Origin of the sequence: Burkholderia sp. Ac-20345 (genome assembly GCF_017104825.1) — a bacterium.
In the GTDB taxonomy this organism is placed as follows: domain Bacteria; phylum Pseudomonadota; class Gammaproteobacteria; order Burkholderiales; family Burkholderiaceae; genus Burkholderia; species Burkholderia lata_B.
Genome location: NZ_JAAGPO010000161.1, coordinates 1 through 26,128, shown reverse-complemented (window position 1 = coordinate 26,128; position 26,128 = coordinate 1). Strand labels below are relative to the sequence as shown.

At 66.1% G+C, this 26,128-nt stretch carries 23 protein-coding genes; 20 read left to right on the top strand and 3 right to left on the bottom strand.

All coding sequences use genetic code 11. From position 1 onward, the window contains the following. The 15 genes from G3O06_RS35745 to G3O06_RS35675 form a co-directional block, all read left to right on the top strand. Positions 1–351 (top strand): DUF4115 domain-containing protein (locus tag G3O06_RS35745; RefSeq protein ID WP_241020411.1); only part of this gene is annotated, 351 nt, incomplete at its 5' end. 112 nt (positions 352–463) lie between these two features. Next, complete coding sequence (gene ispG, locus G3O06_RS35740) at positions 464–1,768, top strand: flavodoxin-dependent (E)-4-hydroxy-3-methylbut-2-enyl-diphosphate synthase (protein WP_122946696.1); 1,305 nt, start codon at positions 464–466, stop codon at positions 1,766–1,768. 16 nt (positions 1,769–1,784) lie between these two features. After that, positions 1,785–3,125, top strand: coding sequence for a histidine--tRNA ligase (hisS, locus tag G3O06_RS35735; RefSeq protein WP_174914835.1), 1,341 nt, complete (start codon positions 1,785–1,787; stop codon positions 3,123–3,125). Positions 3,126–3,180: 55 nt separating this feature from the next. Continuing rightward, positions 3,181–3,810 (top strand): tetratricopeptide repeat protein, encoded by a 630-nt coding sequence (locus G3O06_RS35730; RefSeq protein WP_205819007.1) that lies wholly within the window; start codon positions 3,181–3,183, stop codon positions 3,808–3,810. Between the two features lie 41 nt (positions 3,811–3,851). Further along, positions 3,852–4,997 carry an outer membrane protein assembly factor BamB gene (gene bamB / locus G3O06_RS35725; protein WP_205819006.1) on the top strand — a complete coding sequence of 382 codons (1,146 nt, stop codon included), beginning with the start codon at positions 3,852–3,854 and terminating at the stop codon, positions 4,995–4,997. A 247-nt stretch (positions 4,998–5,244) separates the two neighbouring features. After that, on the top strand, positions 5,245–6,582 hold the full coding sequence (der, locus tag G3O06_RS35720; protein ID WP_011352258.1) for a ribosome biogenesis GTPase Der: 1,338 nt from the start codon (positions 5,245–5,247) through the stop codon (positions 6,580–6,582). A 142-nt stretch (positions 6,583–6,724) separates the two neighbouring features. After that, positions 6,725–6,976, top strand: coding sequence for an RNA chaperone Hfq (hfq, locus tag G3O06_RS35715; RefSeq protein ID WP_080599371.1), 252 nt, complete (start codon positions 6,725–6,727; stop codon positions 6,974–6,976). A 72-nt stretch (positions 6,977–7,048) separates the two neighbouring features. Beyond that, on the top strand, positions 7,049–8,224 hold the full coding sequence (gene hflX, locus G3O06_RS35710) for a GTPase HflX (protein WP_174946413.1): 1,176 nt from the start codon (positions 7,049–7,051) through the stop codon (positions 8,222–8,224). A gap of 47 nt (positions 8,225–8,271) precedes the next feature. Beyond that, positions 8,272–9,606: an FtsH protease activity modulator HflK gene (gene hflK / locus G3O06_RS35705; RefSeq protein ID WP_205819005.1), complete on the top strand. Its 1,335-nt coding sequence runs from the start codon at positions 8,272–8,274 to the stop codon at positions 9,604–9,606. A 15-nt stretch (positions 9,607–9,621) separates the two neighbouring features. Further along, positions 9,622–10,521, top strand: coding sequence for a protease modulator HflC (locus G3O06_RS35700; protein WP_205819004.1), 900 nt, complete (start codon positions 9,622–9,624; stop codon positions 10,519–10,521). A 36-nt stretch (positions 10,522–10,557) separates the two neighbouring features. Further along, the gene (locus G3O06_RS35695) at positions 10,558–10,749 is read left to right on the top strand and encodes a DUF2065 domain-containing protein (RefSeq protein WP_011352254.1); all 192 of its coding nucleotides are present in this window, start codon (positions 10,558–10,560) and stop codon (positions 10,747–10,749) included. A 102-nt stretch (positions 10,750–10,851) separates the two neighbouring features. Beyond that, positions 10,852–12,000, top strand: a complete 1,149-nt coding sequence (locus G3O06_RS35690; RefSeq protein WP_089440226.1) for an ATP phosphoribosyltransferase regulatory subunit — start codon at positions 10,852–10,854, stop codon at positions 11,998–12,000. Between the two features lie 113 nt (positions 12,001–12,113). Further along, on the top strand, positions 12,114–13,460 hold the full coding sequence (locus G3O06_RS35685; RefSeq protein WP_174914845.1) for an adenylosuccinate synthase: 1,347 nt from the start codon (positions 12,114–12,116) through the stop codon (positions 13,458–13,460). A 7-nt stretch (positions 13,461–13,467) separates the two neighbouring features. After that, positions 13,468–14,064 carry a phosphoribosyltransferase gene (locus G3O06_RS35680; protein WP_011352251.1) on the top strand — a complete coding sequence of 199 codons (597 nt, stop codon included), beginning with the start codon at positions 13,468–13,470 and terminating at the stop codon, positions 14,062–14,064. 276 nt (positions 14,065–14,340) lie between these two features. After that, positions 14,341–16,257 (top strand): potassium transporter Kup, encoded by a 1,917-nt coding sequence (locus tag G3O06_RS35675; protein ID WP_205819003.1) that lies wholly within the window; start codon positions 14,341–14,343, stop codon positions 16,255–16,257. A gap of 22 nt (positions 16,258–16,279) precedes the next feature. On the opposite strand, the gene G3O06_RS35670 is transcribed toward G3O06_RS35675, so the two are convergent. Both G3O06_RS35670 and G3O06_RS35665 read right to left on the bottom strand, forming a co-directional pair. Then, positions 16,280–17,308, bottom strand: coding sequence for a sesquiterpene cyclase (locus G3O06_RS35670; protein WP_174914849.1), 1,029 nt, complete (start codon positions 17,306–17,308; stop codon positions 16,280–16,282). Positions 17,309–17,719: 411 nt separating this feature from the next. Then, positions 17,720–20,044 carry a Tex family protein gene (locus G3O06_RS35665; protein WP_174967501.1) on the bottom strand — a complete coding sequence of 775 codons (2,325 nt, stop codon included), beginning with the start codon at positions 20,042–20,044 and terminating at the stop codon, positions 17,720–17,722. 160 nt (positions 20,045–20,204) lie between these two features. Between G3O06_RS35665 and G3O06_RS35660 the strand changes: the two genes are divergently transcribed. The 3 genes from G3O06_RS35660 to G3O06_RS35650 all read left to right on the top strand — a co-directional run bounded on the left by G3O06_RS35660 (position 20,205) and on the right by G3O06_RS35650 (position 23,561). After that, positions 20,205–20,966 (top strand): hypothetical protein, encoded by a 762-nt coding sequence (locus G3O06_RS35660; RefSeq protein WP_205819002.1) that lies wholly within the window; start codon positions 20,205–20,207, stop codon positions 20,964–20,966. A 77-nt stretch (positions 20,967–21,043) separates the two neighbouring features. Next, positions 21,044–21,259 carry a YdcH family protein gene (locus G3O06_RS35655; protein WP_006755091.1) on the top strand — a complete coding sequence of 72 codons (216 nt, stop codon included), beginning with the start codon at positions 21,044–21,046 and terminating at the stop codon, positions 21,257–21,259. 55 nt (positions 21,260–21,314) lie between these two features. Then, positions 21,315–23,561, top strand: coding sequence for an ATP-dependent DNA helicase (locus G3O06_RS35650; RefSeq protein ID WP_205819001.1), 2,247 nt, complete (start codon positions 21,315–21,317; stop codon positions 23,559–23,561). Between the two features lie 124 nt (positions 23,562–23,685). Here the strand turns inward: G3O06_RS35650 and G3O06_RS35645 are convergent, their stop codons facing one another. Beyond that, positions 23,686–24,510, bottom strand: a complete 825-nt coding sequence (locus G3O06_RS35645; protein ID WP_027784570.1) for an outer membrane protein assembly factor BamD — start codon at positions 24,508–24,510, stop codon at positions 23,686–23,688. A gap of 41 nt (positions 24,511–24,551) precedes the next feature. On the opposite strand from G3O06_RS35645, the gene G3O06_RS35640 reads away from it, so the two are divergent. Then, entirely contained in the window at positions 24,552–25,760 is a 1,209-nt protein-coding gene (locus G3O06_RS35640; protein WP_205819000.1) for an RluA family pseudouridine synthase, read from the top strand. A 6-nt stretch (positions 25,761–25,766) separates the two neighbouring features. Then, positions 25,767–26,128 (top strand): laccase domain-containing protein (locus tag G3O06_RS35635; protein WP_205818999.1); only part of this gene is annotated, 362 nt, incomplete at its 3' end.

The following is a 26,128-nucleotide window of genomic DNA, read 5'->3' as shown; positions in this document are numbered from 1 at the left end:
CCTGTGGCGCCGGTGGTGGCGGCTGCATCGCAGCCCGTCGTGGCAACGACGGCGGCAAGCGCCGCTGCGCCGGCTCAGCCGGCGAGCGTCGTGGTCGCGGCCGGCCAGTCGATGGTGGAACTGAAGGTCAAGCAGGACAGCTGGTTCAGCGTGCGCGACAAGAGCGGCAAGGAGTTGTTCTCCGGGCTGGTGCACGGCGGCGAGGCGAAGCAGGTCGCCGGCGACGGTCCGTTCAAGGTCACGATCGGCAACAAGGCAGGCCTCGACGCGATCGCGTTCGACGGAAAACCTGTCGATCCGGCAAAATATTCGGCAGCGCGGGGTAATGTGGCGCGGTTCACGTTGCCCTGACGTCAAGCGCCGTGGCGAAGGCCTGTCGTCGATATCGGCAGGCCGTGAGGGCACGGCGCTTTTTCAATTCATGCGCCGCGTCGCGGCGCATTCCGCGTAAATGGATCTATCGATGCAATCCGAAGCTCAATCCCCACGCAGCAGTCAGATTTGTTCAACCGAGCCGGTGTTCGGCGGGCATCAGCCGCGCCGTGTATCGCATGCGGTGGATGTCCGCTGGGGCGGGCAGCTCGTGACGATCGGCGGCGACGCGCCGGTGCGCGTGCAGTCGATGACGAATACCGACACGGCCGACGCGATCGGCACGGCCATCCAGATCAAGGAACTCGCGAATGCGGGCTCCGAACTGGTGCGTATCACGGTCAACACGCCCGAGGCAGCGGCCGCCGTGCCGGCGGTCCGCGAGCAACTCGACCGCATGGGCGTGACCGTGCCGCTCGTCGGCGATTTCCACTACAACGGCCACCTGCTGCTGCGTGACTACCCGGGTTGCGCGGAGTCGCTGTCGAAGTACCGGATCAACCCGGGCAACGTCGGCCAGGGCGCGAAGCGCGATACGCAGTTCGCGCAGATGATCGAGGCCGCGGCCAAGTACGACAAGCCGGTACGGATCGGCGTGAACTGGGGCAGTCTCGACCAGGACCTGCTCGCGCGCATGATGGACGAGAACGGTGCGCGTTCGCAGCCCTGGGATGCGCAGAGCGTGATGTACGAGGCGCTGATCCAGTCGGCGATCGGCTCGGCCGAGCGTGCGGTCGAACTGGGCCTCGGCCGCGACCGCATCATTCTGTCGTGCAAGGTCAGCGGCGTGCAGGACCTGATCGCCGTGTACCGCGAGCTCGCCCGCCGCTGCGGCTTCGCGCTGCACCTCGGGCTGACCGAGGCCGGCATGGGATCGAAGGGCATCGTCGCGTCGACGGCGGCACTCGGCGTGCTGCTGCAGGAAGGGATCGGCGACACGATCCGCATCTCGCTGACGCCGGAACCGGGCGCGTCGCGCACGGGCGAGGTGATCGTCGGCCAGGAAATCCTCCAGACGATGGGCCTGCGCTCGTTCGCACCGATGGTGATCGCGTGCCCGGGTTGCGGCCGTACGACGAGCACGCTGTTCCAGGAGCTCGCGATGCAGATCCAGACCTACCTGCGCGAACAGATGCCGGCCTGGCGCAAGGAGTATCCGGGCGTCGAGAAGATGAACGTCGCGGTGATGGGCTGCATCGTCAACGGCCCGGGCGAATCGAAGCACGCAAACATCGGCATCAGCCTGCCGGGTTCGGGCGAAAACCCGGCCGCGCCCGTCTTCATCGACGGCGAGAAGGTCAAGACGCTGCGCGGCGAGCGGATCGCCGAGGAATTCCAGCAGATCGTCAGCGACTACGTCGCACGCAATTACGGCCGCGCTGAGGCCACGAACTAATTCGTCCACACACACGATGACTGAACAAAAACGCAAGATCGAGAAGCTCACCGGCGTCAAGGGCATGAACGACATCCTCCCGCAGGATGCCGGCCTTTGGGAGTTCTTCGAAGCTACGGTGAAATCGCTGCTGCGCGCATACGGTTACCAGAACATCCGCACGCCGATCGTCGAGCACACGCAGCTCTTCACGCGCGGCATCGGTGAGGTCACCGACATCGTCGAAAAAGAGATGTACAGCTTCACCGACGCGCTGAACGGCGAGAACCTGACGATGCGCCCGGAAAATACCGCGGCCGTCGTGCGTGCGTCGATCGAGCACAACATGCTGTACGACGGTCCGAAGCGCCTGTGGTACATCGGCCCGATGTTCCGTCACGAGCGTCCGCAGCGCGGCCGCTACCGCCAGTTCCACCAGGTCGGCGTCGAGGCGCTCGGCTTCGCGGGCCCTGATGCGGATGCCGAGATCATCATGATGTGCCAGCGCCTGTGGGACGACCTCGGCCTGACCGGCATCAAGCTCGAGATCAACTCGCTCGGCCTCGCCGAAGAGCGTGCCGCGCATCGCGTCGAACTGATCAAGTACCTCGAGCAGTTCGCCGACGTGCTCGACGAGGATGCGAAGCGCCGCCTGTATACGAACCCGCTGCGCGTGCTCGACACGAAGAACCCCGCGCTGCAGGAAATCGCGCAGAACGCGCCGAAGCTGATCGACTTCCTCGGCGACGAGTCGCGCGCGCACTTCGAAGGGCTGCAACGCCTGCTGCTCGCGAACAACATCCCGTTCAAGATCAACCCGCGTCTCGTACGTGGTCTCGACTACTACAACCTGACCGTGTTCGAGTGGGTGACCGACAAGCTCGGCGCGCAGGGCACGGTTGCTGCCGGCGGCCGCTACGATCCGCTGATCGAGCAGCTCGGCGGCAAGCCGACCGCCGCGTGCGGCTGGGCGATGGGCATCGAGCGGATCCTCGAACTGCTGAAGGAAGACGATCTCGCGCCCGAACAGGAAGGTGTCGACGTGTACGTCGTGCACCAGGGCGAGACCGCGCGCGAACAGGCGTTCATCGCGGCCGAGCGCCTGCGCGACACGGGCCTCGACGTCATCTTCCACTGCAGCGCGGACGGCGCGCCGGCGAGCTTCAAGTCGCAAATGAAGCGGGCCGACGCAAGCGGCGCCGCGTTCGCGGTGATCTTCGGTGAAGAAGAGGTTGCGAACGGCACGGTGGGCGTGAAAGCGCTGCGCGGTGCGGGCGCAGATGGGGAAAAGAACGTTCAGCAGACCGTACCGGTCGAAGGCTTGACCGAATTCCTAATCAATGCGATGGTTGCATCCGCCGAAGACGGCGACGACTGATCGCGCTGGTATCCGCTCGACAAGAATGGCCTGAACAGGAAGGAATCGCTCGCCGATGAGTTATCACGACGAACAAGAATCGATTGAAAGTCTCAAGGCGTGGTGGGCCCGCTGGGGCAACCTCACCACGTGGATCGTGCTCGCGGCGCTCGTCGTCGCGGCCGGTTTCAACGGCTGGAACTACTGGCAGCGCCGTCAGGCTGCCGAGGCGTCCGGGCTGTACGAGCAGGTCCAGAAGGCTGCCGCCGCGAACGACAAGGCGACGATGGCTCGCGCGGCCGCCGACATGGAAGACAAGTTCGGTAGTACGCCGTATGCACAGATGACGGCGCTCTCCGCTGCGAAGACGCTGTACGCAGCCGGCGACGCGGCAGGTGCGAAGGCGCAGCTGCAATGGGCCGTCGATCACGCCAAGGAAGACGAGTACAAGCAGATCGCGAAGCTGCGCCTCGCGTCGCTGCTGCTCGACGAGAAGGCGTACGACGCGGGCCTCGCGCTGCTGTCGGGTACGCCGGTCGATGCATTCAAGGGCCTCGTGGCCGATCGCCGCGGCGATCTGCTTGCCGCGCAAGGCAAGACCGACGACGCGCGCGCGGCTTACAAGCTCGCGCTCGACGGCCTGTCGAAGGACGACCAGTCTGCGCGCCAGCTCGTGCAGTTCAAGCTGGACGCGCTCGGCGGCTGAACCCCGGTCCCCTCAACCTCTTAACTCTGCTTCGCTAACCGATGAATTTGCTGAAACGTTACGCTGTGCCCGTTGCCTGCGCGGCGGCTGTCCTCGCATTGGCGGCCTGCTCGTCGTCGAAGGATGCGCGCCGCGTGCCGACGCCGCTCACCGAGTTCAAGCCCGTGATGGACGTGCAACAGGTCTGGAAGGCGGGCGTCGGCAAGGGCGGGCGCTACCTGTTCTCGCCGGTGGCCGTGGGCGACGCCGTCTATGCGGCGGGCGAAAACGGTTCGGTCGAGAAGATCGACGCGAAGACGGGCCAGCCGCTCTGGCGCGCGAAGGTTGGCTCCGACCTGTCGGCCGGTGTCGGCAGCGACGGCAACCTGACCGCGGTCGGCGCGCTGAAGGGCGGCGTGTTCGTGCTGGGCCCGGACGGCAAGCAACTGTGGAAGACCAGCGTGCAGGGCGAGATCTTCTCGCCGCCGCTCGTCGGCAACGGCCTCGTGGTCGTCCGCACGATCGACGGCCAGGTGATCGCGTTCAACGCGCAGACGGGCGAGCAGAAGTGGAACTACCGCAACCGCGCGGTGCCGCTGAACCTGCGCGTGTCGGCCGGCATGACGTTCGCGGGTGACGCGGCGGTGCTGGCGGGCTTCCCCGGCGGCGGGCTGGTCGCGATCAACCTGCAGACGGGCGAGCCGTTCTGGCAGACCCCGGTGTCGTTCCCGAAGGGCGTGACTGAGGTCGAGCGTATCAACGACGTCAGCGGCCCGCCGACGCTCGTGGGCGCGGAAGCCTGCGCGGTGACGTTCCAGGGTCAGCTCGGCTGCTTCGACGCGAACTCGGGCCGCCCGCTGTGGGAAAAGTCGTTCTCGAGCCGCAGCGGCCTCGCGCAGGACGATTCGGTGGTCGCCGGCGGCGACGACTGGTCGGTCGTGACTGCATACGACGCCGCTTCGGGCAACCAGCTGTGGCGCAACGACAAGCTGAAGAGCCGTGACGTCGGTGTGCCGTATCTGCTCGGGCACGCGGTCGTGATGGGCGATTACAAGGGCTTCGTGCACTTCCTGTCGCGCGAAGACGGCAGCTTCATCGCACGGATGAAGACCGACGGCAGCGCGATTACGGCGGCACCGGTCCTCGCGGGCAATACGCTCGTCGTGCAGACGAAGGACGGCGGCCTGTACGGATTCCGTCCGCGCTGACGCGCAGGAAACATGCGCGGCCGCGGTGCGACGGGCTTGTCCCGCGCACCGCGGCCGCGCGACTTGAAGGCGGCCGGTGCTCCCGGCCGCTCGGTATTTGAAAGGCAGTTCGAGACGAAAGACGATGGCGCGCAACGCGCGCCAGGCGCGCGCATCCGGCGCGGCGCGAATTCGTGATATTTTCATTCAGCGCAGCCGCCCGCAGCAGCGGGCCTCCCGCTGCTGCGCTTCACCGTAGAAAACACAGATGAAACCGGTCATTGCCCTCGTTGGGCGCCCCAATGTGGGGAAATCCACGCTGTTCAACCGGCTCACGCGCTCGCGTGATGCGCTGGTCGCCGACTTGCCGGGCCTGACGCGCGATCGCCATTACGGCGAAGGGCGCGTCGGCGAGCGGCCGTACCTGGTCGTCGATACGGGCGGCTTCGAGCCCGTCGCGAAGGACGGCATCCTGCACGAGATGGCACGCCAGACGCGGCAGGCCGTCGAGGAAGCCGACGTCGTCGTGTTCATCGTCGACGGCCGTAACGGGCTCGCGCCGCAGGACAAGTCGATCGCCGACTACCTGCGCAAGACCGGCCGGCCGATCTTCCTGGTCGTCAACAAGGCCGAGGGGATGAAGTACACGGCGGTCGCGACGGACTTCTACGAGCTCGGGCTCGGCGACCCGCGTGCGATCTCGGCCGCGCACGGCGACGGCGTGACCGACATGATCAACGAGGCGCTGGAAGTCGCGTACGCGGGTCAGCCGGAGGAAGCGGACGAGGACGATCCTTCGCGCGGCATCAAGATCGCGATCGTCGGCCGTCCGAACGTCGGCAAGTCGACGCTCGTGAACGCGCTGATCGGCGAAGATCGCGTGATCGCGTTCGACATGCCGGGTACGACGCGCGATTCGATCTACGTCGACTTCGAGCGTAACGGCAAGAAATACACGTTGATCGACACGGCCGGCCTGCGCCGCCGCGGCAAGGTGTTCGAGGCGATCGAGAAGTTCTCGGTCGTGAAGACGCTGCAGTCGATCTCCGACGCGAACGTCGTCATTCTTCTGCTGGATGCGCAGCAGGATATTTCCGACCAGGACGCACACATCGCCGGCTTCGTCGTCGAGCAGGGCCGCGCGCTCGTGATCGGCGTCAACAAGTGGGACGGCCTCGACGAGCATGCGCGCGATCGCGCGAAAGCGGATTTGACCCGCAAGCTCAAATTCCTCGACTTCGCGAAATCGCATTACATTTCGGCCGCGAAGAAGACCGGCATCGGCGCGCTGATGCGCTCGGTCGACGACGCGTACGCGGCGGCAATGGCGAAGCTGCCGACGCCGAAGCTCACGCGCGCGCTGATCGAGGCCGTCGAGTTCCAGCAGCCGCGTCGTCGCGGCCCGGTGCGTCCGAAGCTGCGCTACGCGCACCAGGGCGGCCAGAATCCGCCGCTCATCGTCATCCACGGTAACGCGCTCGACGCGGTGACGGAAACGTACAAGCGCTACCTGGAAAACCGGTTCCGCGAAACTTTCTCACTGACAGGGACTCCATTGCGAATAGAGTTCCGTTCGTCGAACAATCCGTACGCGGACAAGAGCTGAAGACGTCTGTTACACGCGTCACGCAAGGGGTCGGCCGCAAGGCCTACGCCCCGGGCGGGCCAAGCAAAATCGGCTATAGTGTAGCGATTGGCGCCGGATCTCTTTTTCTTCGCCGCCAATCCAGATCAACCTGCAAAAAAAGATGGAGTACGCCATGAGCAACAAAGGGCAATTGTTACAAGACCCGTTTTTGAACGCACTGCGCAAAGAGCACGTTCCCGTTTCGATCTACCTCGTCAATGGCATCAAGCTTCAAGGGAACATTGAATCGTTCGACCAGTACGTCGTGTTGCTCCGTAATACGGTGACCCAGATGGTGTACAAGCACGCCATCTCGACGGTCGTGCCGGCGCGCCCGGTGAATTTCCACCCGGACGCGGAAGTCTCGTCCTAACCTATCGCAGCGGCCGGCATCCGGTCGCCGCGAGCGACCGATGCCAGCCGCCTTATCTTGACACCCGATAATTTGATCAACGCAGCGCTCGTCGGCATCGATTTCGGCAAGACCGATTTCGAAGCCAGTCTCGAAGAACTCAGTCTTCTCGCCTCCAGCGCGGGGGCCCGTCCCGCAGTCACCCTCACGGGTCGTCGCTCCAGTCCCGATGCCAAGATGTTCATCGGCAGCGGCAAAGCCGAAGAACTCCGGCTTGCGTGCGACGCGCACAACGTCGAAATCGTCATCTTCAACCACGCATTGGCGCCCGCCCAGCAACGTAATCTGGAGCAGGCACTTAACAGGCGCGTGGTCGATCGCACCAGCCTCATCCTCGACATCTTTGCGCAGCGTGCCCGCAGTCACGAAGGCAAGCTGCAGGTCGAACTCGCGCAGCTTCAGTACCTGTCGACGCGGCTCATTCGCGCATGGACCCACCTTGAACGGCAGAAGGGTGGTATCGGCCTGCGCGGCCCGGGTGAAACCCAGCTCGAAACCGACCGCCGGCTGATCGGCGAGCGCATCAAGATGCTGAAGTCGCGGCTCGACCGGCTGCGTCGGCAACACAGCACGCAACGTCGTCAGCGCGCGCGCAGCGGCACGATGTCGGTGTCGCTCGTCGGCTATACGAACGCGGGCAAGTCGACGCTGTTCAATGCACTGACGAAAGCGCAGGCCTACGCGGCCGACCAGCTGTTCGCCACGCTCGACACGACGTCGCGGCGCGTCTACCTCGGCGACGAGGTCGGCCAGATCGTCGTGTCGGATACGGTCGGGTTCATCCGCGAGTTGCCTCACCAGCTGGTCGCTGCATTCCGCGCGACCCTCGAGGAAACGATCCACGCGGATCTGCTGCTGCATGTGGTCGATGCGTCGAGCGCGGTCAGGCTTGAACAGATCGAGCAGGTCAATGGTGTGCTGCACGAGATCGGCGCGGACACGATCCGGCAGGTGCTGGTGTTCAACAAGATCGACGCCGTGCCTGAGCTGGCGGCCCGCGGCGACGCGGTCGAGCGGGACGAGTATGGTAATATTTCGCGCGTCTTTTTGAGCGCGCGCACCGGTCAGGGTCTTGACGCGTTGCGTGCCGCCATCGCCGAAATCGCCTCCGCGGAACACCTTTCCAGCGCGACGTTACCCAACGGCGCGCTCGACGGCGCCCCCGCTGAACCACACGAAGACCACACGATTTCCGAACACGGGCGCTAACCGGTCCCGGCCGGTTCGCCGGCGTCTAATCTGGTGAACAAACTCTGGTGAACGAATACAACGAGCGGAGTACCTGGCGGCGGATGCGCGCCTTGCTGTCGATCAACGATCCCCGCTGGGGACGCGGCGAAAGCAATGGCAAGGACGGATCCCGTCCTCGTCCGAACGAATCGAAGCGTCCGCAGGGCGGCGACGGCGATGGTCCGCCCGATCTCGACGAGATGTGGCGCAACTTCAACCGTCGCCTCAATGGCCTTTTGGGCGGCAAGGGCGGCAACGGTTTCCGTCCTGACAACGGGCGAGCCGCGCGAGTCGGCGTCGGCATCGTGATCGGCGTGCTGGTCGCGGTCTACGCGGGCAGCGGGCTGTTCGTCGTGCAGGAAGGGCAGACGGGCGTCGTGCTGCAGCTCGGCAAGCTGTCGGGCACGGTCGGCCAGGGCGTGCACTGGCGCGCGCCGTATCCGTTCGCGTCGCACGAGATCGTCGATACGTCGCAGGTGCGCTCGATCGAAATCGGCCGCAACAACGTCGTGCGTCTCGCGAACGTGAAGGAAGCGGCGATGCTGACGCGCGACGCCGATATCGTCGACGTGCGCTTCATCGTCCAGTACCGGATCCGTTCCGCGACCGATTACCTGTTCCGCAGTGTCGATCCCGAGCGCAGCGTCTCGCAGGCTGCCCAGGCCGCGGTACGTGCGATCGTCGGCACGCGCAGCGCAGCCGACGTGCTGAACCAGGACCGCGACGCGCTGCGCGAGCAGCTCTCCGCCGCGATTCAGCGGGATCTCGATCGCTACCAGTCGGGGCTCGAGGTGACGGCCGTCACGATGCAGAGCGTTGCGGCGCCCGAGCAGACGCAGGCCGCGTACGGTGAAGTCGCGAAGGCGCGCGACGAGCGCGAGGCCGCGAAGCGCGCCGCGCAGGCGTATGCAAACGACCTGCTGCCGAAGGCGCAGGGCGATGCGGCGAAGCTCGTCGACGAAGCGAAGGCGTATGCCGATCGCGTGGTCACGCAAGCCGAAGGCGATGCCGACCGTTTCAAGCAGGTCTATGCGCAGTACTCGAAGGCGCCCGCGGTGATCCGCGAGCGGATGTATCTCGAGACGATGCAGGAAATCTATTCGAACTCGACGAAGGTGTTCGTCGGCAACAAGGGCGGCAACAGCGTCGTGTATCTGCCGCTCGACAAGCTCGTCGAGCAGGGACGACAAAACGCCGTGGCGTCCAATGGTGCATCCGCGCCCGATGCGGCGTCGGCACCGGCGGCCGTCGCGCCGGCTGCAGCAGCACCCGCGAGTGCGGCGTCGGCGGCGTCCGGCAACGACGTGCTGCGATCGCGCGAAGCGTTTCGCAGCCGGTCGCGCGAAGACGATCTGAAGTAACGGGGAGCGCAGAACATGAACCGAATCATTGCGCTCGTCGTCGCAATCGTGATCGTTGCCTTCGCGGCATCGTCGACAGTCCTTACCGTCGATCCGCGCCATGCGGCCGTGCTGTCGGGACGCGATGGTGCGCAGCCCGAGCTGGCGGGCCCCGGCATCCATTTCAAATTGCCGCCGCCGCTGCAGACGGCCACGCTGATCGACACGCGCCTGCAATCGCTCGAGTCGTCGGATCCGCTGCAACTGGCAACGGAAGACAAGCACGACCTGCTCGTCGCCTACGCGGTGAAGTACCGGATCAGCGATCCGATGAAGTATTTCGCGACGACGGGCGGCGACCCGTCGGCAGCCGGCGACCGTCTGGCCGGCGCGCTGAAGAGCGCACTCGGCGACGCGTTCGGCAAGCGCTCGCTCGACGACGCGCTCGGCGGCCAGCGTGCGATCGCCGATGCGGCGCGCGACGAAGTGAAGGCGAAGGCGTCCGGTTTCGGCGTCGATGTGGTCGACGTCCAGCTGACGCGCGTCGACTTGCCGGCCGCTCAGACCGATGCGGTCTATCAGCGGATGATCGGCGCGCTGCGCGATCAGGCGGCGCAGGTGCGTGCGCAAGGCGCGGCCGACGTCGAGCAGATCAAGGCGGACGCCGAACGCGAACAGCAGGCCGTGCTCGCGAACGCGTACAAATCCGCGCAGACGCTCAAGGGCGAGGGCGACGCGAAGGCCGCGACGATTGCCGCCGACGCGTTCGGCCGCGATCCGCAGTTCTACCAGTTCTACGCGAGCCTGCAGGCTTACCGGAACACGTTCAAGCGCAACGACATCATCGTCGTCGATCCCGACAGCGAGTTCTTCCGCTTCATGCGCAGCCCGACGGGCGGTGCCGCACCGGCGGCGCCTGCTCCCCGCAAACACTGACCTTGGGGCGCCGCGTCGAGCGGCGCCGTCGCTCGCATGGACCTGGCTGGCTCGTTGTTGCTCGCAGTAGCGCTGATGCTGATCATCGAGGGGGCGTTCCCCTTCGTGTTTCCCGTCGCCTGGCGCGACACGTTTCGTAGAATAGCTGAGCGGCCGCCGCATCATATCCGGATCGGCGGGCTGATCGTGATGGTGCTCGGGCTCATACTGCTGCTGCTCGCGACCTGATCCGGACGGTGAATCCGCCGTTCGTCCCGCCCGAATTCAGAATTTCCGATTCACATCGCGGCGCGCGTGTCGCGCGCTGTTTCCCGTCGTAGGACCGTACCGATGTCGACCTGGTTACTTCCCGAGAATATCGCCGACGTATTGCCGTCGGAAGCGCGCAAGATCGAGGAGCTGCGCCGCAGGCTGCTCGACCGCTTCCGTTCGTATGGCTACGAAATGGTGATGCCGCCGCTGCTCGAGTATCTCGAGTCGCTGCTGACGAGCGGCGGCGCCGACCTGCGCCTGCGCACCTTCAAGCTGGTCGACCAGTTGTCGGGCCGTACCCTCGGCCTGCGTGCGGACATCACGCCGCAGGTCGCGCGGATCGACGCGCACCTGCTGAACCGTCAGGGCGTGACGCGCCTCTGCTATGCGGGCCACGTGATGCATACGCGTCCGCGCGGCCTGCACGCGACGCGCGAGCAGATCCAGATCGGCGCCGAAATCTACGGGCATGCGGGGCTGGAAGCCGACCTCGAGATCCAGCAACTGATGCTCGACGCGTTGCATCTCGCGGGCCTGTCGCGCATCCGTCTCGACCTCGGCCACGCGGGCGTGCTCGCGGCGCTGCTGGCGCGCGACGCGCAGGCCGCCGAGCGTGGCGAGTCGCTGTACGACGCGCTGTCGGGCAAGGACGTGCCGCTGCTGAACGAACTCACCGACGATCTCGGTGCCGACACGCGCGCCGCGCTGCGCGCGCTGCCGCACCTCTATGGCGACGCGAGCGTGCTCGCCGAGGCGCGTGCGCGGTTGCCGGTGCTGCCCGAAATCACGCGGGCGCTCGACGATCTGGCGCAGCTCGCTGCGCAGGCGAAGGGTGCCGAGGTGGCGATCGATCTCGGTGACCTGCGCGGCTACGCGTATCACAGCGGTGCGATGTTCAGCGCCTACATCGACGGCGTGCCGAACGCGATCGCGCGGGGCGGCCGCTATGACCACGTCGGCCAGGCGTATGGCCGTGCTCGTCCGGCCACGGGCTTCTCGCTCGACCTGCGCGAACTCGCGCGGATTTCGCCGGTCGAGGCGCGCGGCACCGCGATTCTCGCGCCGTGGGCGCAGGACGACGCGCTGAGCGCGGCCGTGGCGGCGCTGCGCGATGCGGGCGAGGTCGTGATCCAGGCGCTGCCGGGCCACGATCATGTGCTCGACGAGTTTGCCTGCGACCGTTCGCTCGTCGAGCGCAACGGCGCATGGGTGGTCGAACCCCGATAAACAGGCGTTCGCGGGACGTGCTTCGGCGTGCATATCGTTGAAGCGAAACGGAAAAATTCGGAATCGCTCGCGAACATAGGTAGAATACGTTTTTAACCAGCTAACGAATCAACATGTCTGCCAGCGCAGTGAACGTGACTCCCGGGCGCAATGTCGTCGTCGTGGGAACGCAATGGGGTGATGAAGGCAAGGGCAAGATCGTCGACTGGCTGACGGACCACGCTCAGGGCGTCGTGCGTTTCCAGGGCGGTCACAACGCCGGCCACACCCTCATCATCGGCGGCAAGAAAACGATCTTGCGCCTCATTCCGTCGGGCATCATGCGTGAAGGCGTCGCCTGCTACATCGGCAACGGCGTCGTCCTGTCCCCCGAAGCACTGTTCAAGGAAATCGGCGAGCTGGAAGAAGCCGGCGTGAACGTGCGCGACCGTCTGTTCATTTCCGAAGCCACGACGCTGATCCTGCCGTACCACATCGCGATCGACCAGGCGCGCGAAGCGCGCAAGGGTGCGGGCAAGATCGGTACGACGGGCCGCGGCATCGGCCCCGCGTACGAAGACAAGGTCGGCCGCCGCGCGCTGCGCGTGCAGGACCTGTTCGACGCGAAGACCTTCGCCGACCGCCTGCGCGAAAACCTCGATTTCCACAACTTCGTGCTGACCCAGTACCTGGGCGCCGCGGCCGTCGATTTCCAGGCCACGCTCGACACGATGCTCGGTTATGCCGATCGCCTGAAGCCGATGGTGGCCGACGTGTCGCGCCGCCTGTACGACGCGAACAATGCGGGCCAGAACCTGCTGTTCGAAGGCGCGCAAGGCACGCTGCTCGACATCGATCACGGCACCTATCCGTTCGTCACGTCGAGCAACTGCGTCGCAGGCGCGGCGTCGGCCGGCGCGGGCGTGGGTCCGCAAAAGCTCAACTACATCCTCGGCATCACGAAGGCATATTGCACGCGCGTCGGTTCGGGCCCATTCCCGAGCGAACTGTACGATGCGGACAATCCGCAGCGTCAGGACCAGGTCGGCGTCACGCTTGCGAACGTCGGCAAGGAATTCGGTTCGGTCACCGGCCGTCCGCGCCGCACGGGCTGGCTCGACGCGGCTGCGCTGCGCCGCTCGATCCAGATCAACGGTGTGTCGGGCCTGTGCATGACGAAGCTCGACGTGCTCGACGGCCTCGACGAAGTCAAGCTGTGCGTCGGCTACAAGATCGACGGCAAGGATGCGGACATCCTGCCGCGCGGCGCCGCCGACGTGGCCCGTTGCGAGCCCGTATACGAAACGTTTGCCGGCTGGAAGGAAAGCACGGTCGGCATCAAGACGTGGGAGGCACTGCCGGCGAACGCGCAGGCTTACCTGACCCGCGTCCAGGAAGTAGCTGGCGTCCCGGTCGACATGGTGTCGACGGGCCCGGACCGCGACGAAACGATCCTGCTCCGCCATCCGTTCAAGGTGTAATGTCCAGATGACGCAGCAAATCACGATGACGGCGGCAGACTTGATGACTGATCCGCGCAACGACGACAAGAACCTGTGGGTAGGCTGGGACGAGTATCACCGTCTCATCGAGTTGCTCGCGCTCCAGGTGCATGCATCGGGCTGGAAGTTCGACCAGATCCTGTGCCTCGCGCGTGGCGGCCTGCGCGTCGGCGATCAACTGTCGCGCATCTACGACGTGCCGCTCGCGATCCTCGCGACGAGTTCGTACCGGGAAGCGGCCGGCACCGAGCAGGGCGACCTCGACATCGCGCAGTACATCACGATGACGCGCGGCAACCTGGCGGGCAACGTGCTGCTGGTCGACGATCTCGTCGATTCGGGCGTCACGCTTGCGCGCGTGCAGGAGCACCTGAAGGAGCGCTATCCGTCGGTGACGGCCGTGCGCTCGGCCGTGCTCTGGTACAAGGGTTGCTCGAAGGTCAAGCCCGACTATCACACGCAGTTCCTGCCGACGAATCCGTGGATTCATCAGCCGTTCGAGGAGTGGGACACGGTTCGCCCGCATAACCTCGAGGCGTGGATCAAGCGCGGTCGCGCACAGCGCGACGGTTCGGGCGCGTAAGCGGCCGGCCGATCGAAGGAAAGCCTTGAACGGCGCCGCTTGCGGCGCCGTTTTTCATTGGGGCGGCATGCGCGCCGGCGCCGTGCACGCCGCGGATCAGGTAGGCAGACGGCGCTACCCCGGCTATGATTGGCAGCCCTGCCACAGCTCGCGCCGGATTGCATGCGTCGCGTGGATCACGTGGTTCCACGGCAACAGAGCAGGGCGGCGTTTCACGGGGGCGCGAGTAGAATAGCGCTCGTTTTGTCCGACCCGGACCCGATTATTACGCTTCATATGAACGACACGATCCACGCGACCGACGCCGCACACGCGCCGCATTCGACGCAACAACATTCGATGCGGGCGCTAGCGATAGCAGCCATCGGCGTCGTGTTCGGCGACATCGGCACCAGCCCGCTGTATTCGCTCAAGGAGGCGTTCAGCCCCGCACACGGCATTCCGCTCACCGAAGGCTCGATCCTCGGCGTGATCTCGCTGCTGTTCTGGGCGATCATCCTGGTGGTCGGCATCAAGTACCTGCTGTTCGTGATGCGGGCGGACAACAACGGCGAGGGCGGCGTGCTCGCGCTGATGGCGCTGTCGCTGCGGCCGCTCAACTCGAAATCCCGCGTGACGGGCGCACTGATGGCGCTCGGCATCTTCGGCGCCTGCATGTTCTACGGCGACGCGGTGATCACGCCGGCGATCTCGGTGATGTCGGCGGTCGAAGGTCTCGAAATCGCGACGCCGCACCTGTCCCATCTCGTGCTGCCGATCACGATCGTGATCCTGATCGCGCTGTTCTGGATCCAGCGCCACGGCACCGCACTGGTCGGCAAGCTGTTCGGCCCGATCATGGTGGTGTGGTTCGTCGTGATCGCGGCGCTCGGCGTGTACCACATCATGCGCGTGCCGGGCATCATCGCGGCAATCAACCCGTATTACGCGGCGTCGTTCATGGCCGATCACCTGCTGCAGGCCTACGTCGTGCTCGGCTCGGTCGTGCTGGTGCTGACCGGTGCGGAAGCGCTCTACGCGGACATGGGCCACTTCGGTGCAAAGCCGATCCGCTACGCCGCGTACGGGCTCGTGATGCCGTCGCTCGTGCTGAACTACTTCGGCCAGGGCGCGCTGCTGATCCAGAACCCGAAAGCGATCGAGAACCCGTTCTTCCTGCTGGCGCCCGAATGGGGGCTGCTGCCGCTCGTCGTGCTGTCGACGGTCGCGACCGTGATCGCGTCGCAGGCGGTGATCTCGGGCGCGTATTCGCTGACGTCGCAGGCGATCCAGCTCGGCTACGTGCCGCGCATGAAGGTGCTGCATACGTCGGAACTCGCGATCGGCCAGATCTACGTGCCGGTCGTGAACTGGCTGCTGCTGTTCGTGATCCTCTGCATCGTCATCGGCTTCAAGAGCTCCGACAACCTCGCGGCCGCATACGGCATCGCGGTGACGGCGACGATGGTGATCACGACCGTGCTCGCCGCGGTCGTGATGGTAAAGGTGTGGAACTGGAACCGGCTGCTGGTCGGCGCGATCATCGCGGTGTTCCTCGCGATCGACCTCGGCTTCTTCGGTGCGAACCTGCTGAAGGTCGCGCAGGGCGGCTGGCTGCCGCTCGGCATCGGCGCGCTGCTGTTCTTCCTGCTGATGACCTGGTACAAGGGGCGTCACATCGTCAAGGAGCGCACGGCGGCCGACGGTATCCCGCTCGAACCGTTCCTGCAGGGGCTGCTCGCGCATCCGCCGCACCGTGTGTCGGGTACCGCGATCTACCTGACCGGCAACGACAAGCTCGTGCCCGTCAGCCTGCTGCACAACCTGAAGCACAACAAGGTGCTGCACGAGCGGACCATTTTCCTCACGTTCGTCACGCGCGACATTCCTTACGTGCGCGACGACAAGCGCCAGACTTCGCGTGATGCGGGCGGCGGGCTGTACATCGTCAGGGCCGAGTACGGCTTCAACGAGACGCCGGACGTGAAGGCCGTGCTCGAGGAATTCGGCCGCATGCACGACATGACGTTCGAGCTGATGGACACGTCGTTCTTCCTCGCGCGCGAAACGGTCGTGCCGACGCATCTGCCCGGCATGTCGATCTGGCGCGAGCGCGTGTTCGCGTGGATGCACCAGAACGCCGCGAAGCCGACCGACTTCTTCTCGATCCCGGCGAACCGCGTGGTCGAGCTCGGCACGAAGATCGAGATCTGACCGAGTGCGGCGCGCGGGCCGTTCAGCCGCGCGCCGCCGGATCCTCCGACCAGGCAATCAGGCCGCGATCGTCCGCATCGCCGGCCGCGAACGTAGCCGCATAGCGCTGCGTATCCCGCGCAACCCAATCCAGATAGCCGCGTATCCAGTACCGGCAGCCGTCGACGAGACCGCGCACGCGCGTGTCGGCGTGCCGCGAGAGTGCATCGGCGCACAGTACGAAATCGGTGATCTCGTTGCGTACACGCTCGGCCGTGTAGTCGACGCTTGCCTGCAGCGTATGGCCGCTCGACGCGTGGATCAGCACCATGTTCCGGAACTGCCCGGGCTGGCGCGCTTCGATGCCGACGCTCTGGATGTCATTGCTCCAGCAGACGATATGGTTCGCGTGCCGGCACAGCGTCTGGATCTCCGGCCGATGAAACGTATCGGGCGGGACGGCACCGGAATTGGCCGCGTCCGCCAGCGTGAGGCACGGATTCATCCCGCTCGTGTGACGCCGGATCGTTTCGTATTGCGGCATTGCAACCGGCGCGGCCTTCAGGTGGCCGAGAATCTGCAGCCCGGCCGTGGTGGCCCACAGCCGCATCCCGTGTGCGAAGCGCGCGAAATGTTCGGCCGACAGGCGCGCGCGCAGGCGCTGACACAGATCGAGCCACGCTCGCTCGCCATATACGGGCTGGGGGCCGGTGCATTCGTAGTCGAGCACATCGATCATCGCGGTCAGGTTGCGCAACGTATCGGGGCCGAGCGGCTCCACGCGATCGACGAACAGGTCGTCGACGAGAAAGAACCACACGAAATAATCGGCGAGCGCCTGCAGCAGGGAAGGATCGGCGTTCGGGTAACAGCGCGCGGCGAGCCAGCCGTATCGGGTGCGCACGACGCGTTCCCGGTAGGCGTCGCTGATGAACATGCCGTATGCGTCGGCCCATTCGAGCATGCGCGATTCGATTCGCTCGACGTGCGGTGAACAGGCGCCGGCCCACGGCACATCGAAAACGGGAATGCGCAATGCGGCCAGTTCGGTTTTCAGATGGTCTTCTGTCATGGTTCCCCGATCCATTTTTCGCGAATCCGTCCCGGTTCGCCGGCCAGGCGAATACCGGATGCAATGCGTCGCGAATCGATTGCAAACAGCGAGACTGAAAGACGGGAGGCCGGAAATGCACGGCGTGCGCGATGGCCGCGGAGAACCTTGCCGCTGAGCGGAAAGATCGCTGCGTATTGCGGAAGCATCGAAATACTGCCGTTCGCAGATTTATTTTATGTACCGATTGTGAAGCGTCAAGAAAACGTATCTCGCAACGCGGATTGTTCAATTCGCCGATTAAACGTGGGGGAATGATGATGAAAACGCGCATATTCGGTTTTCATCGCGGAGATTGGAAACGAGTACGACGACTCAACAAAAAAGCCCGCCGGAAGGCGGGCTTTTTCGTGCGTTACGCGTTTCGCGTGCTCAGCGCTTCAGCTTCGCGAACGCCGCGGCCATCGCGCCGGCCGGTTCCGGCTCGCGCGAACGCTGCGGGCGGGCGGCGCCGCGCCCCGCGTTGCCGCGATCCTGGCCGCCGCGCGACTGCATGCCGGGTGCTGCCGCGTCGTCGTCGAGGCGCATCGTCAGCGCGATGCGCTGGCGCTTCACATCGACGTCGATCACCTTCACCTTGACGACCTGGCCGGCCTTCACGACTTCGTGCGGATCCTTGATGAACTTCGTCGACATCGCGGATACGTGGACGAGGCCGTCCTGGTGAACGCCGATGTCCACGAACGCGCCGAACGCGGCGACGTTCGTCACGACGCCTTCGAGCGTCATGCCCGGCACGAGATCCGACACCTTCTCGACGCCTTCGCGGAACGTCGCGGTCTTGAATTCGGGGCGCGGATCGCGGCCCGGCTTCTCCAGTTCGGACAGGATGTCGCGCACGGTCGGCAGGCCGAAACGTTCGTCAACAAATTCCGCTGGGGACAGGCCCGACAGCGCTTCGCGGCTGCCGAGCACGTCGTCGATGCGCTTGCTGATCTTCGCGAGCATCCGCTCGACGACCGGATACGCTTCCGGGTGCACCGACGAGCGGTCGAGCGGATTCTCGCCGCCGTTGATGCGCAGGAAGCCGGCCGCCTGTTCGAAGGTCTTGTCGCCGAGGCGCGGCACCTTGCGCAGGTGCTCGCGCGACGGGAACGGGCCGTTCGCATCGCGGTAGTCGACGATGTTGCGCGCGAGCGTCGCGTTCAGGCCCGACACGCGGGCGAGCAGCGGGGCCGACGCCGTGTTTGCGTCGACGCCGACCGCGTTCACGCAATCCTCGACGACCGCGTCGAGCGAGCGGGCGAGTTCGCGCTGGTTCACGTCGTGCTGGTACTGGCCGACGCCGATCGCCTTCGGCTCGATTTTCACCAGCTCGGCGAGCGGGTCCTGCAGGCGGCGCGCGATCGAAACAGCGCCACGCAGCGACACGTCCATCTCCGGGAATTCCTTCGCGGCGAGCTCGGACGCCGAGTAGACCGACGCGCCGGCTTCCGACACGACGATCTTCTGCAGGCGCAGTTCCGGGTGTTTCGCGATCAGTTCGCTCGCGAGCTTGTCGGTTTCGCGCGACGCGGTGCCGTTGCCGATACTGATCAGCTCGGCCTGCGTTTGCGCGGCGATGCGCGCGAGTTTCGCGATCGAGCCGTCCCAGTCGCGGCGCGGCTCGTGCGGGTAGATCGTGTCGGTCGCGAGCACCTTGCCGGTGCGGTCGACGACCGCGACCTTCACGCCCGTGCGCAGGCCGGGGTCGAGACCGATCACGGCCTTCGGGCCGGCCGGCGCGGCCAGCAGCAGGTCGTTCAGGTTGCGTGCGAATACGCGGATCGCTTCCGTTTCGGCCGTTTCGCGCAGTTGCGTGAGCAGCTCGTTCTCGATATGCGGCTGCACCTTCACGCGCCAGCACCAGCGGCATACGTCGGACAGCCATTTGTCGGCCGGGCGGTTCTGGTTCGCAATGCCGAAATGGCGCGCGATCATCGCTTCGCCGGGATGCGGCACCTGCGCATCGAGCTCTTCGCCGAGACCGAGCTTGACCGTCAGCACGCCCGCATTGCGGCCGCGGAACAGCGCGAGGGCGCGGTGCGACGGCACGGTCTTGATCGTTTCCGCGTAATCGTAATAGTCGCGGAATTTCTCGCCTTCCTCGTTTTCCTTGCCCTCGACGACGGCCGACGACACGACGCCCTGGTTGTGCAGGTAGTCGCGCAGCTTGCCGAGCAGCTCGGCCGTCTCGCCGAACTGTTCGGACAGGATGTCGCGTGCGCCGTCGAGCGCGGCCTTCACGTCGGCGACGCCCTTTTCGGCGTCGACGTAGGCGGCGGCCTCGGCCTGCGGGTCGAGCAGCGGGTTCGCGAGAAGCGCCTGCGCGAGCGGCTCGAGGCCGGCCTCGCGGGCGATCTGTGCACGCGTGCGGCGCTTCGGCTTGTACGGCAGATAAAGGTCTTCGAGCACCTGCTTGCTGTCGGCCGCGTCGATCGCGGCGCGCAGCTCGTCGGTCAGCTTGCCCTGTTCGTCGATGCTCGACAGGATCGCCGCGCGGCGATCCTCGAGCTCGCGCAGATACAGGAGGCGTTCCTCGAGCTGGCGCAACTGCGTGTCGTCCAGGTTGCCGGTCACTTCCTTGCGGTACCGGGCAATGAACGGAACGGTCGAGCCTTCGTCGAGGAGTTGCACGGCCGCCGCGACCTGGCGCGGCTGGACGGACAGTTCGGTGGCGATGCGCTGTACGATCTTGAGTGCTACGGTTTCCGTCATGTCGTGGATGATCTGCCTGCTGAAATCGCGGCGCGGGCCGGCAGGCCCGAAGCGACGGGCTGCGTGGCGGGCCCGACGGGCCAGATGCCGCGGGTGAGTGAAGCGGGGCATTTTGCCATAAATGGCGGAGCGTCCAGCCGGGGGTGATAGAATTTGACACATGTCCCGCAGCTTTCCTACGACGTTGCCAACTTCCCGAATTTCTCTCGTCGCGCTCGGCGCAGCGCTTGCCGCGGCTTTGTCTGCCGGGCCTTCCGGCGCGTTCGCGCAAGCTTCGGGCGCAACCGCGCCGGCCGCCGCCTCGGCCGCACCCGTGACGGCCACGGCCGCACCGGATTTCGATGCCCGTCAAAAAGTGCTCAATCAACGCTCCGCGGAAAACGATTATCGTTATGCGGTGGCGGAGCACGATTGCTACAGCAAGTTCTTCGTCAATCACTGTCTCGGCAAGGCGCGTGAACAGATGCGCGACGAGCGGGCGAGCATCCGCCAGGAGCAGCTCGCGCTCAACGACGAGCAGCGTGCGGTGCACGCGCAGCAGCGTGACCAGCAGCAGGCGCTGAAGCAGGCGCAGGATGCGGCGGAAGCGCCGCAGCGCGCGGCGAACGACGCGGCAAACGCGGCTGCGTTCCGCGACAAGCAGGAGCAAAATGCGCTGAAGCAGGCGCAGCGCGGCGCGGAAGGGCCGCAGCACGCGGCGAGCAAGCAGGCATACGACCAGAAGCAGGCCGACTTCCAGCGCAAGCTCGACCAGGCGCACCAGCAGGCCGCGCAGAAGGCGCAGGAGCGGTCGGACAACGCCGCGCGCTACGAGCAGAAGCAGAAGGAAGCGGCGCAGCACAAGGCCGATATCGAGCAGCGTCAGAAGGAAGCGGCCGAGAAGGCACAGCAGAAGCAACAGCAGCAACAGCAGGGGCAGTAACGTGTTGGATTGATCCGGAATCAGTCTCGTGCGCGCTGGCACGCCAGCCGGCGCGCTGCTTCGATGAGGAGGCAAGTATGCAAAACCGTCCCACGGAACAGCAGCAGGAATTGCACAACCGTTTGGCTGCATTGCAGGAGCAGCACCAGCAGCTCGCTCGGGAGATCGAGCTGAAGGAAGGACACTCCGACATCGACGACATCACGCTGCACCGCCTGAAGAAGGAAAAGCTGGCGGCCAAGGACAAAATCATTTTGCTGCAATCGCAGCTGGAACCGGATAAGCGCGCCTGAGCGCGGCCTGGCAAGCGCCGGCGCCGCCCGGGCGCTGGACACAGGAACGCTTGCCTTGAATTCACCGCTTGAAGCCACCCCCGATGCCCGGCGCGACGTATCGTCCGCCGGGCGCGCACGTGCGCCCGAAGGCACCTTTGAACTGAGCCGCAAGCGCGTCGACGAACTCGACACGATCTTCGGCGAAGGCGGATTGCTGGCGCGTGCGCTCGACGGCTATCGGCCGCGTACGTCGCAGATCGAGATGGCGCGCGCCGTCGCGTCCGCGATGGAAGCGTCCGCGCGCCGAATGCCCGAGCCCGAGATCTTCGAAACCCGCAAGCGGCCGGCGCGCCGCCTCGGCGACGGCGACAAATCGGCCGAGCCGGGCGCAGACGCCGCTGCAGCCGAACCCGACAGCGACGCAGGCGACAACACGCTGATCGTCGAGGCCGGCACGGGTACCGGCAAGACCTATGCGTACCTCGTGCCCGCGATGCTGTGGGGCGGCAAGGTGATCGTGTCGACCGGCACGAAGCACCTGCAGGACCAGTTGTTCGCGCGCGACATCCCGACCGTGCGCAACGCGCTCGCGGTGCCGGTGTCGGTCGCGATGCTCAAGGGTCGCTCGAACTACCTGTGCCACTACTACCTGCAACGCACGGCCGACAACGGCCGGTTGCCGTCGCGGCAGGACACGGCTTATCTGCAGGAAATCGTCCGCTTCGCGAAGATCACGAAGAGCGGCGACAAGGCCGAGCTCGCGAGCGTGCCGGAAACGGCGCCCGTGTGGTCGATGGTCACGTCGACGCGCGACAACTGTCTCGGCCAGGAATGCCCGCATTACAAGGAGTGCTTCGTGATGCAGGCGCGGCGCGAGGCGCAGCAGGCCGACGTCGTCGTCGTCAACCATCACCTGTTCTTCGCGGACATCATGCTGCGCGATACGGGGATGGCCGAGCTGCTGCCGAACGCGAACACGGTCATCTTCGACGAAGCGCACCAGTTGCCGGAAACGGCGACGCTGTTCTTCGGCGAGACGCTGTCGACCACGCAGATTCTCGAACTCGCGCGCGATACGGTGGCGGAAGGCCTGAGCCATGCCCGCGACGCGGTCGAGTGGGTGAAGCTCGGCGGCGATCTCGAGCGCGCGGCGCGCGACTTGCGCCTCGCATTCGCGAACGATCAGATCGTGCGGATGTCGCTCGCGCAGCTTGGTGACGATCACCCGATGTTCGGTGCGCTCGACGCGCTCGAGACGGCACTCGACGCGCTCGCGTCGGCGCTGGCGAGCCAGGCCGAGCGGGCGGAATCGCTTGGTGCGTGCCTGCGGCGCGCCCGCGAGCTGCAGGACCTGCTGGCCGGCTGGGTTGCGCCCGGCGCGACGGAAGCGGCTGCGAAGGCCGATGCTGCGGCGGCAGGCGACAAGGCGGCATCCGACGGCGATCCGAACGAGAAGGTGCGCTGGGTCGAAGTGTTCGCGCATACCGTCCAGCTGCACGAAACGCCGCTGTCGGTCGCGCCGATCTTTGCCAAGCAGCGCGCGGGTGTACCGCGCGCATGGGTGTTCACGTCGGCCACGCTGTCGGTGCGCGGCGATTTCACGCACTACGCGGCTCAGATGGGTCTCAGCTCGCGTCGCTCGATGACGCTCGCAAGCCCGTTCGACTACCAGTCGCAAGGGCTGCTGTACGTGCCGCGCAACCTGCCGCAGCCGTCTTCGCCGGCGTTTACCGATGCCGTCTTCGACGCCGCGCTGCCGGCGATCGAGGCGTCCGGTGGCGGCGTATTCATGCTGTGCACGACGCTGCGCGCGGTCGACCGGATCGCGTCGAAGCTGCGCGACGTGATCGAATCGCGCGGCTGGAATACGCCGCTGCTCGTGCAGGGCGATGCGAGCCGCACCGAACTGCTCGACCGTTTCCGTGCGTACGGCAACGCGATCCTGGTCGGCAGCCAGAGTTTCTGGGAAGGCGTCGACGTGCGCGGCGACGCGCTGTCGCTCGTCGTGATCGACAAGCTGCCGTTCGCGCCGCCGGACGATCCGGTGCTGGCCGCGCGGCTCGACGCGCTGACGAAGAAGGGGCTCAGCCCGTTCGCCGTGCACCAGTTGCCGCAGGCCGTGATCACGCTGAAGCAGGGCGCGGGCCGGCTGATTCGCGCGGAGACGGATCGCGGCGTGCTGATGATCTGCGACACGCGGCTCGTCGACAAACCCTACGGGCGCCGGATCTGGCAGAGCCTGCCGCCGTTCAAGCGGACCCGCGAGATCGCGGTCGTCGAGGATTTCTTCGACGATCACCGTTCGGCAAAGCGCTCGTGATGGCGCGCGCGACGATCGTCGCGCGATCGATCGCACTGGCGCCGCCTGAGCGCGGCGCCAATAAAAAACCCGGCTCGATGGCCGGGTTTTTTGTTCGTGCAGCGCGTGCTGCACGGTGCTTTCGTCAGAACTGCCACCACGACTTCTTCGCGCCGGGGCGCGAGTGGCCCGTGACGTACGGGCTGTCGGGGAACGTGCCGGCGAGCACGCGCTTCGTGTCTTCGGCCAGTTCCGGCTGGTTCAGCTTGCCGTACGACAGGATCATGATGTGCAGTGCGTCCTCGATCGCCGGGGCGCCCTTGTAGTCCTTGATCGCGAGCTGCGCGCGGTTGATGGCCGCGACGTAGGCGCCGCGCCGGTAGTAGTAGTCGGCCGCGTGCACTTCGTGCGACGCGAGCGCGTTGACGATGTAGCGCATCCGCGCGGCGGCGTCGGGCGCGTACTTGCTCTTCGGGAAGCGGTCGACGACGACCTTGAACGCATCGTACGATTCGCGCAGTGCCTGCGGATCGCGCTCGCTCATGTCCTGGCCGGAGAAGCGGCCGAACAGGCCGAGATCGTCGTTGAAGTGGATCATCCCCTTCAGGTAATACGCGTACGGGATATCCGGATGATCGGGGTGGAGCTGGATGAAGCGATCGACGGCCTGGTCGGCGGCGGCCGCTTCGTTATCCTTCCAGTTGCAGTATGCAACGTTGATCTGCGCCTGTTGCGCGAAATGGCCGAACGGATCGCGACCTTGCAGCGATTCGAAATATTTCGCGCACTTGCCCCAGTCGCCGCCGGACAGTGCGTCCTGGGCCTCTGAGTATAATTTGTTGTTCGACCAGGTAGCCGTCTCGTCCTGCTTCTGCGGCAAGCCGTGGCAGCCGGCGATGAGGGCCACGGCCGCTACCGCCGCAGCCCGGGCGGCGACGGTTCTGGCCGTACGTTTGGTCGAATTCATCATGCTCGCATGTCCTAGCTTCAAGTCTCGGTGACCCAGTCTAAATGACCCGTTCAAGTTCGCAGAATGCCCAGCCGGGCACACCAAATCGCGAAGATTATAGCCCAAGCGATCGGCCCGCCGACGCTGCCTCGGGGGATTCCCTCGATGACGATCTGACCGGCGACGCAATGCAGCCGCCCGTCGTGCCGTCCGCGGCGGTCGATGAAGCGCCGCGCGTCGTCGAAGTGCCGCTGTCGCTCGCGGGGGAACGCCTCGACAAGGCGCTCGCCCAACTGTTCCCCGAATTCTCGCGCAGCCGCCTGCAGAGCTGGATCGAGGCGCAGCGCGTGCTCGTCGACGGCGCGCCGGCGAAGATCCGCCAGCCGGTGCCGCTCGGCGCGAAGATCGAGCTCGTGCCCGACCTGCTCCCCGAGCAGCTCGCTTTCACGCCGGAGCCCGTGCCGCTCGACGTGATCTACGAGGACGACGCGCTCGTCGTCATCAACAAGCCGGCCGGCCTCGTCGTGCACCCGGCCGCCGGCAACTGGAGCGGCACGCTCCTCAACGGGCTGCTGCATCGCTATGGTGACGCGGCGGCCGGCCTGCCGCGCGCGGGGATCGTCCACCGGCTCGACAAGGAGACGTCGGGCCTGATGGTGGTGGCGCGCACGCTGGCCGCGCAGACGGACCTCGTGCGCCAGTTGCAGGCCCGCACGGTGAAGCGCCGCTATTTCGCGCTCGTGTGGGGCACGATGCCCGAGGAAGGCACGATCGACGCGCCGATCGGCCGCGATCCGCGCGAACGCACGCGTATGGCCGTCGTCACGGGCGCATCGGGCAAGCCCGCGCGCACGCATTTCCGCACGGTTGACACATGTCTGTGGCAACGTCAGCCGGTTTCGGCGATCCAGTGTGATCTCGAGACCGGTCGCACGCACCAGATCCGCGTGCACTGCGCGCACGCCGGGCACCCGCTGCTCGGCGACCCCGTGTACGGGCGCGCGCGCGGCAAACGCTCGGTCACGCCGCTGCCGGACGGGTTCGCGCGACAGGCGCTGCATGCATGGCGGCTCGGTCTCGTGCATCCGGTCACGGGCAAGGCGGTGCAATGGCGCTGCCCGTTGCCGGACGACATGAACGCACTCGTCGCGGCGCTCGGCTTCGGGCAGGGCGACGAGGAATTCGACGACGATGACGGTGTCTACGACGATGACGATTTCGGCGGCGAGTATCACGATGACGAGCCGTACCTGGACGATGAGGAGGAATGAGTGCCGATGACGAACCTGGCGCCGTTGACGTGGCAGGACTGCGTACAGCCCGACTGGCAGGTGTCGCCGCGCGTGCGCGCGCTGATCACGACACGTGACGGCGGAGTGAGCGAAGGCCCGTACGGGCGCTGGCAGGGCGGCGACGCGCTGCCGGGCGGGATGAATCTCGGCCTGCATACCGGCGACGACCCGGCCCATGTCGCCGGGAATCGCGCGCGCTTGCTCGCGCTGGCAGGCCAGTCGAGCGCCGCCTGGCTCGAGCAGGTTCACGGTGCGCAGATCGTGCGCGCGGACGAGGTGATCGCGGCGGCGCCCGCGGCTGCGGCGCCGGTGCAGGCCGACGCGAGTGTCACCGACCGGGCAGGCTG

Bases quoted from the DNA above. Each gene is read 5' to 3' on its own strand.
- G3O06_RS35645 (WP_027784570.1), bottom strand. From the start codon at position 24,510: ATGATGAATTCGACCAAACGTACGGCCAGAACCGTCGCCGCCCGGGCT.
- bamB (WP_205819006.1), top strand. From the start codon at position 3,852: ATGAATTTGCTGAAACGTTACGCTGTGCCCGTTGCCTGCGCGGCGGCT.
- hfq (WP_080599371.1), top strand. From the start codon at position 6,725: ATGGAGTACGCCATGAGCAACAAAGGGCAATTGTTACAAGACCCGTTT.
- G3O06_RS35680 (WP_011352251.1), top strand. From the start codon at position 13,468: ATGACGCAGCAAATCACGATGACGGCGGCAGACTTGATGACTGATCCG.
- ispG (WP_122946696.1), top strand. From the start codon at position 464: ATGCAATCCGAAGCTCAATCCCCACGCAGCAGTCAGATTTGTTCAACC.
- G3O06_RS35675 (WP_205819003.1), top strand. From the start codon at position 14,341: ATGAACGACACGATCCACGCGACCGACGCCGCACACGCGCCGCATTCG.
- G3O06_RS35700 (WP_205819004.1), top strand. From the start codon at position 9,622: ATGAACCGAATCATTGCGCTCGTCGTCGCAATCGTGATCGTTGCCTTC.
- G3O06_RS35665 (WP_174967501.1), bottom strand. From the start codon at position 20,044: ATGACGGAAACCGTAGCACTCAAGATCGTACAGCGCATCGCCACCGAA.
- G3O06_RS35695 (WP_011352254.1), top strand. From the start codon at position 10,558: ATGGACCTGGCTGGCTCGTTGTTGCTCGCAGTAGCGCTGATGCTGATC.
- G3O06_RS35690 (WP_089440226.1), top strand. From the start codon at position 10,852: ATGTCGACCTGGTTACTTCCCGAGAATATCGCCGACGTATTGCCGTCG.
- G3O06_RS35685 (WP_174914845.1), top strand. From the start codon at position 12,114: ATGTCTGCCAGCGCAGTGAACGTGACTCCCGGGCGCAATGTCGTCGTC.
- G3O06_RS35640 (WP_205819000.1), top strand. From the start codon at position 24,552: ATGACCCGTTCAAGTTCGCAGAATGCCCAGCCGGGCACACCAAATCGC.
- der (WP_011352258.1), top strand. From the start codon at position 5,245: ATGAAACCGGTCATTGCCCTCGTTGGGCGCCCCAATGTGGGGAAATCC.
- G3O06_RS35655 (WP_006755091.1), top strand. From the start codon at position 21,044: ATGCAAAACCGTCCCACGGAACAGCAGCAGGAATTGCACAACCGTTTG.
- G3O06_RS35730 (WP_205819007.1), top strand. From the start codon at position 3,181: ATGAGTTATCACGACGAACAAGAATCGATTGAAAGTCTCAAGGCGTGG.
- G3O06_RS35670 (WP_174914849.1), bottom strand. From the start codon at position 17,308: ATGACAGAAGACCATCTGAAAACCGAACTGGCCGCATTGCGCATTCCC.
- G3O06_RS35660 (WP_205819002.1), top strand. From the start codon at position 20,205: ATGTCCCGCAGCTTTCCTACGACGTTGCCAACTTCCCGAATTTCTCTC.
- hisS (WP_174914835.1), top strand. From the start codon at position 1,785: ATGACTGAACAAAAACGCAAGATCGAGAAGCTCACCGGCGTCAAGGGC.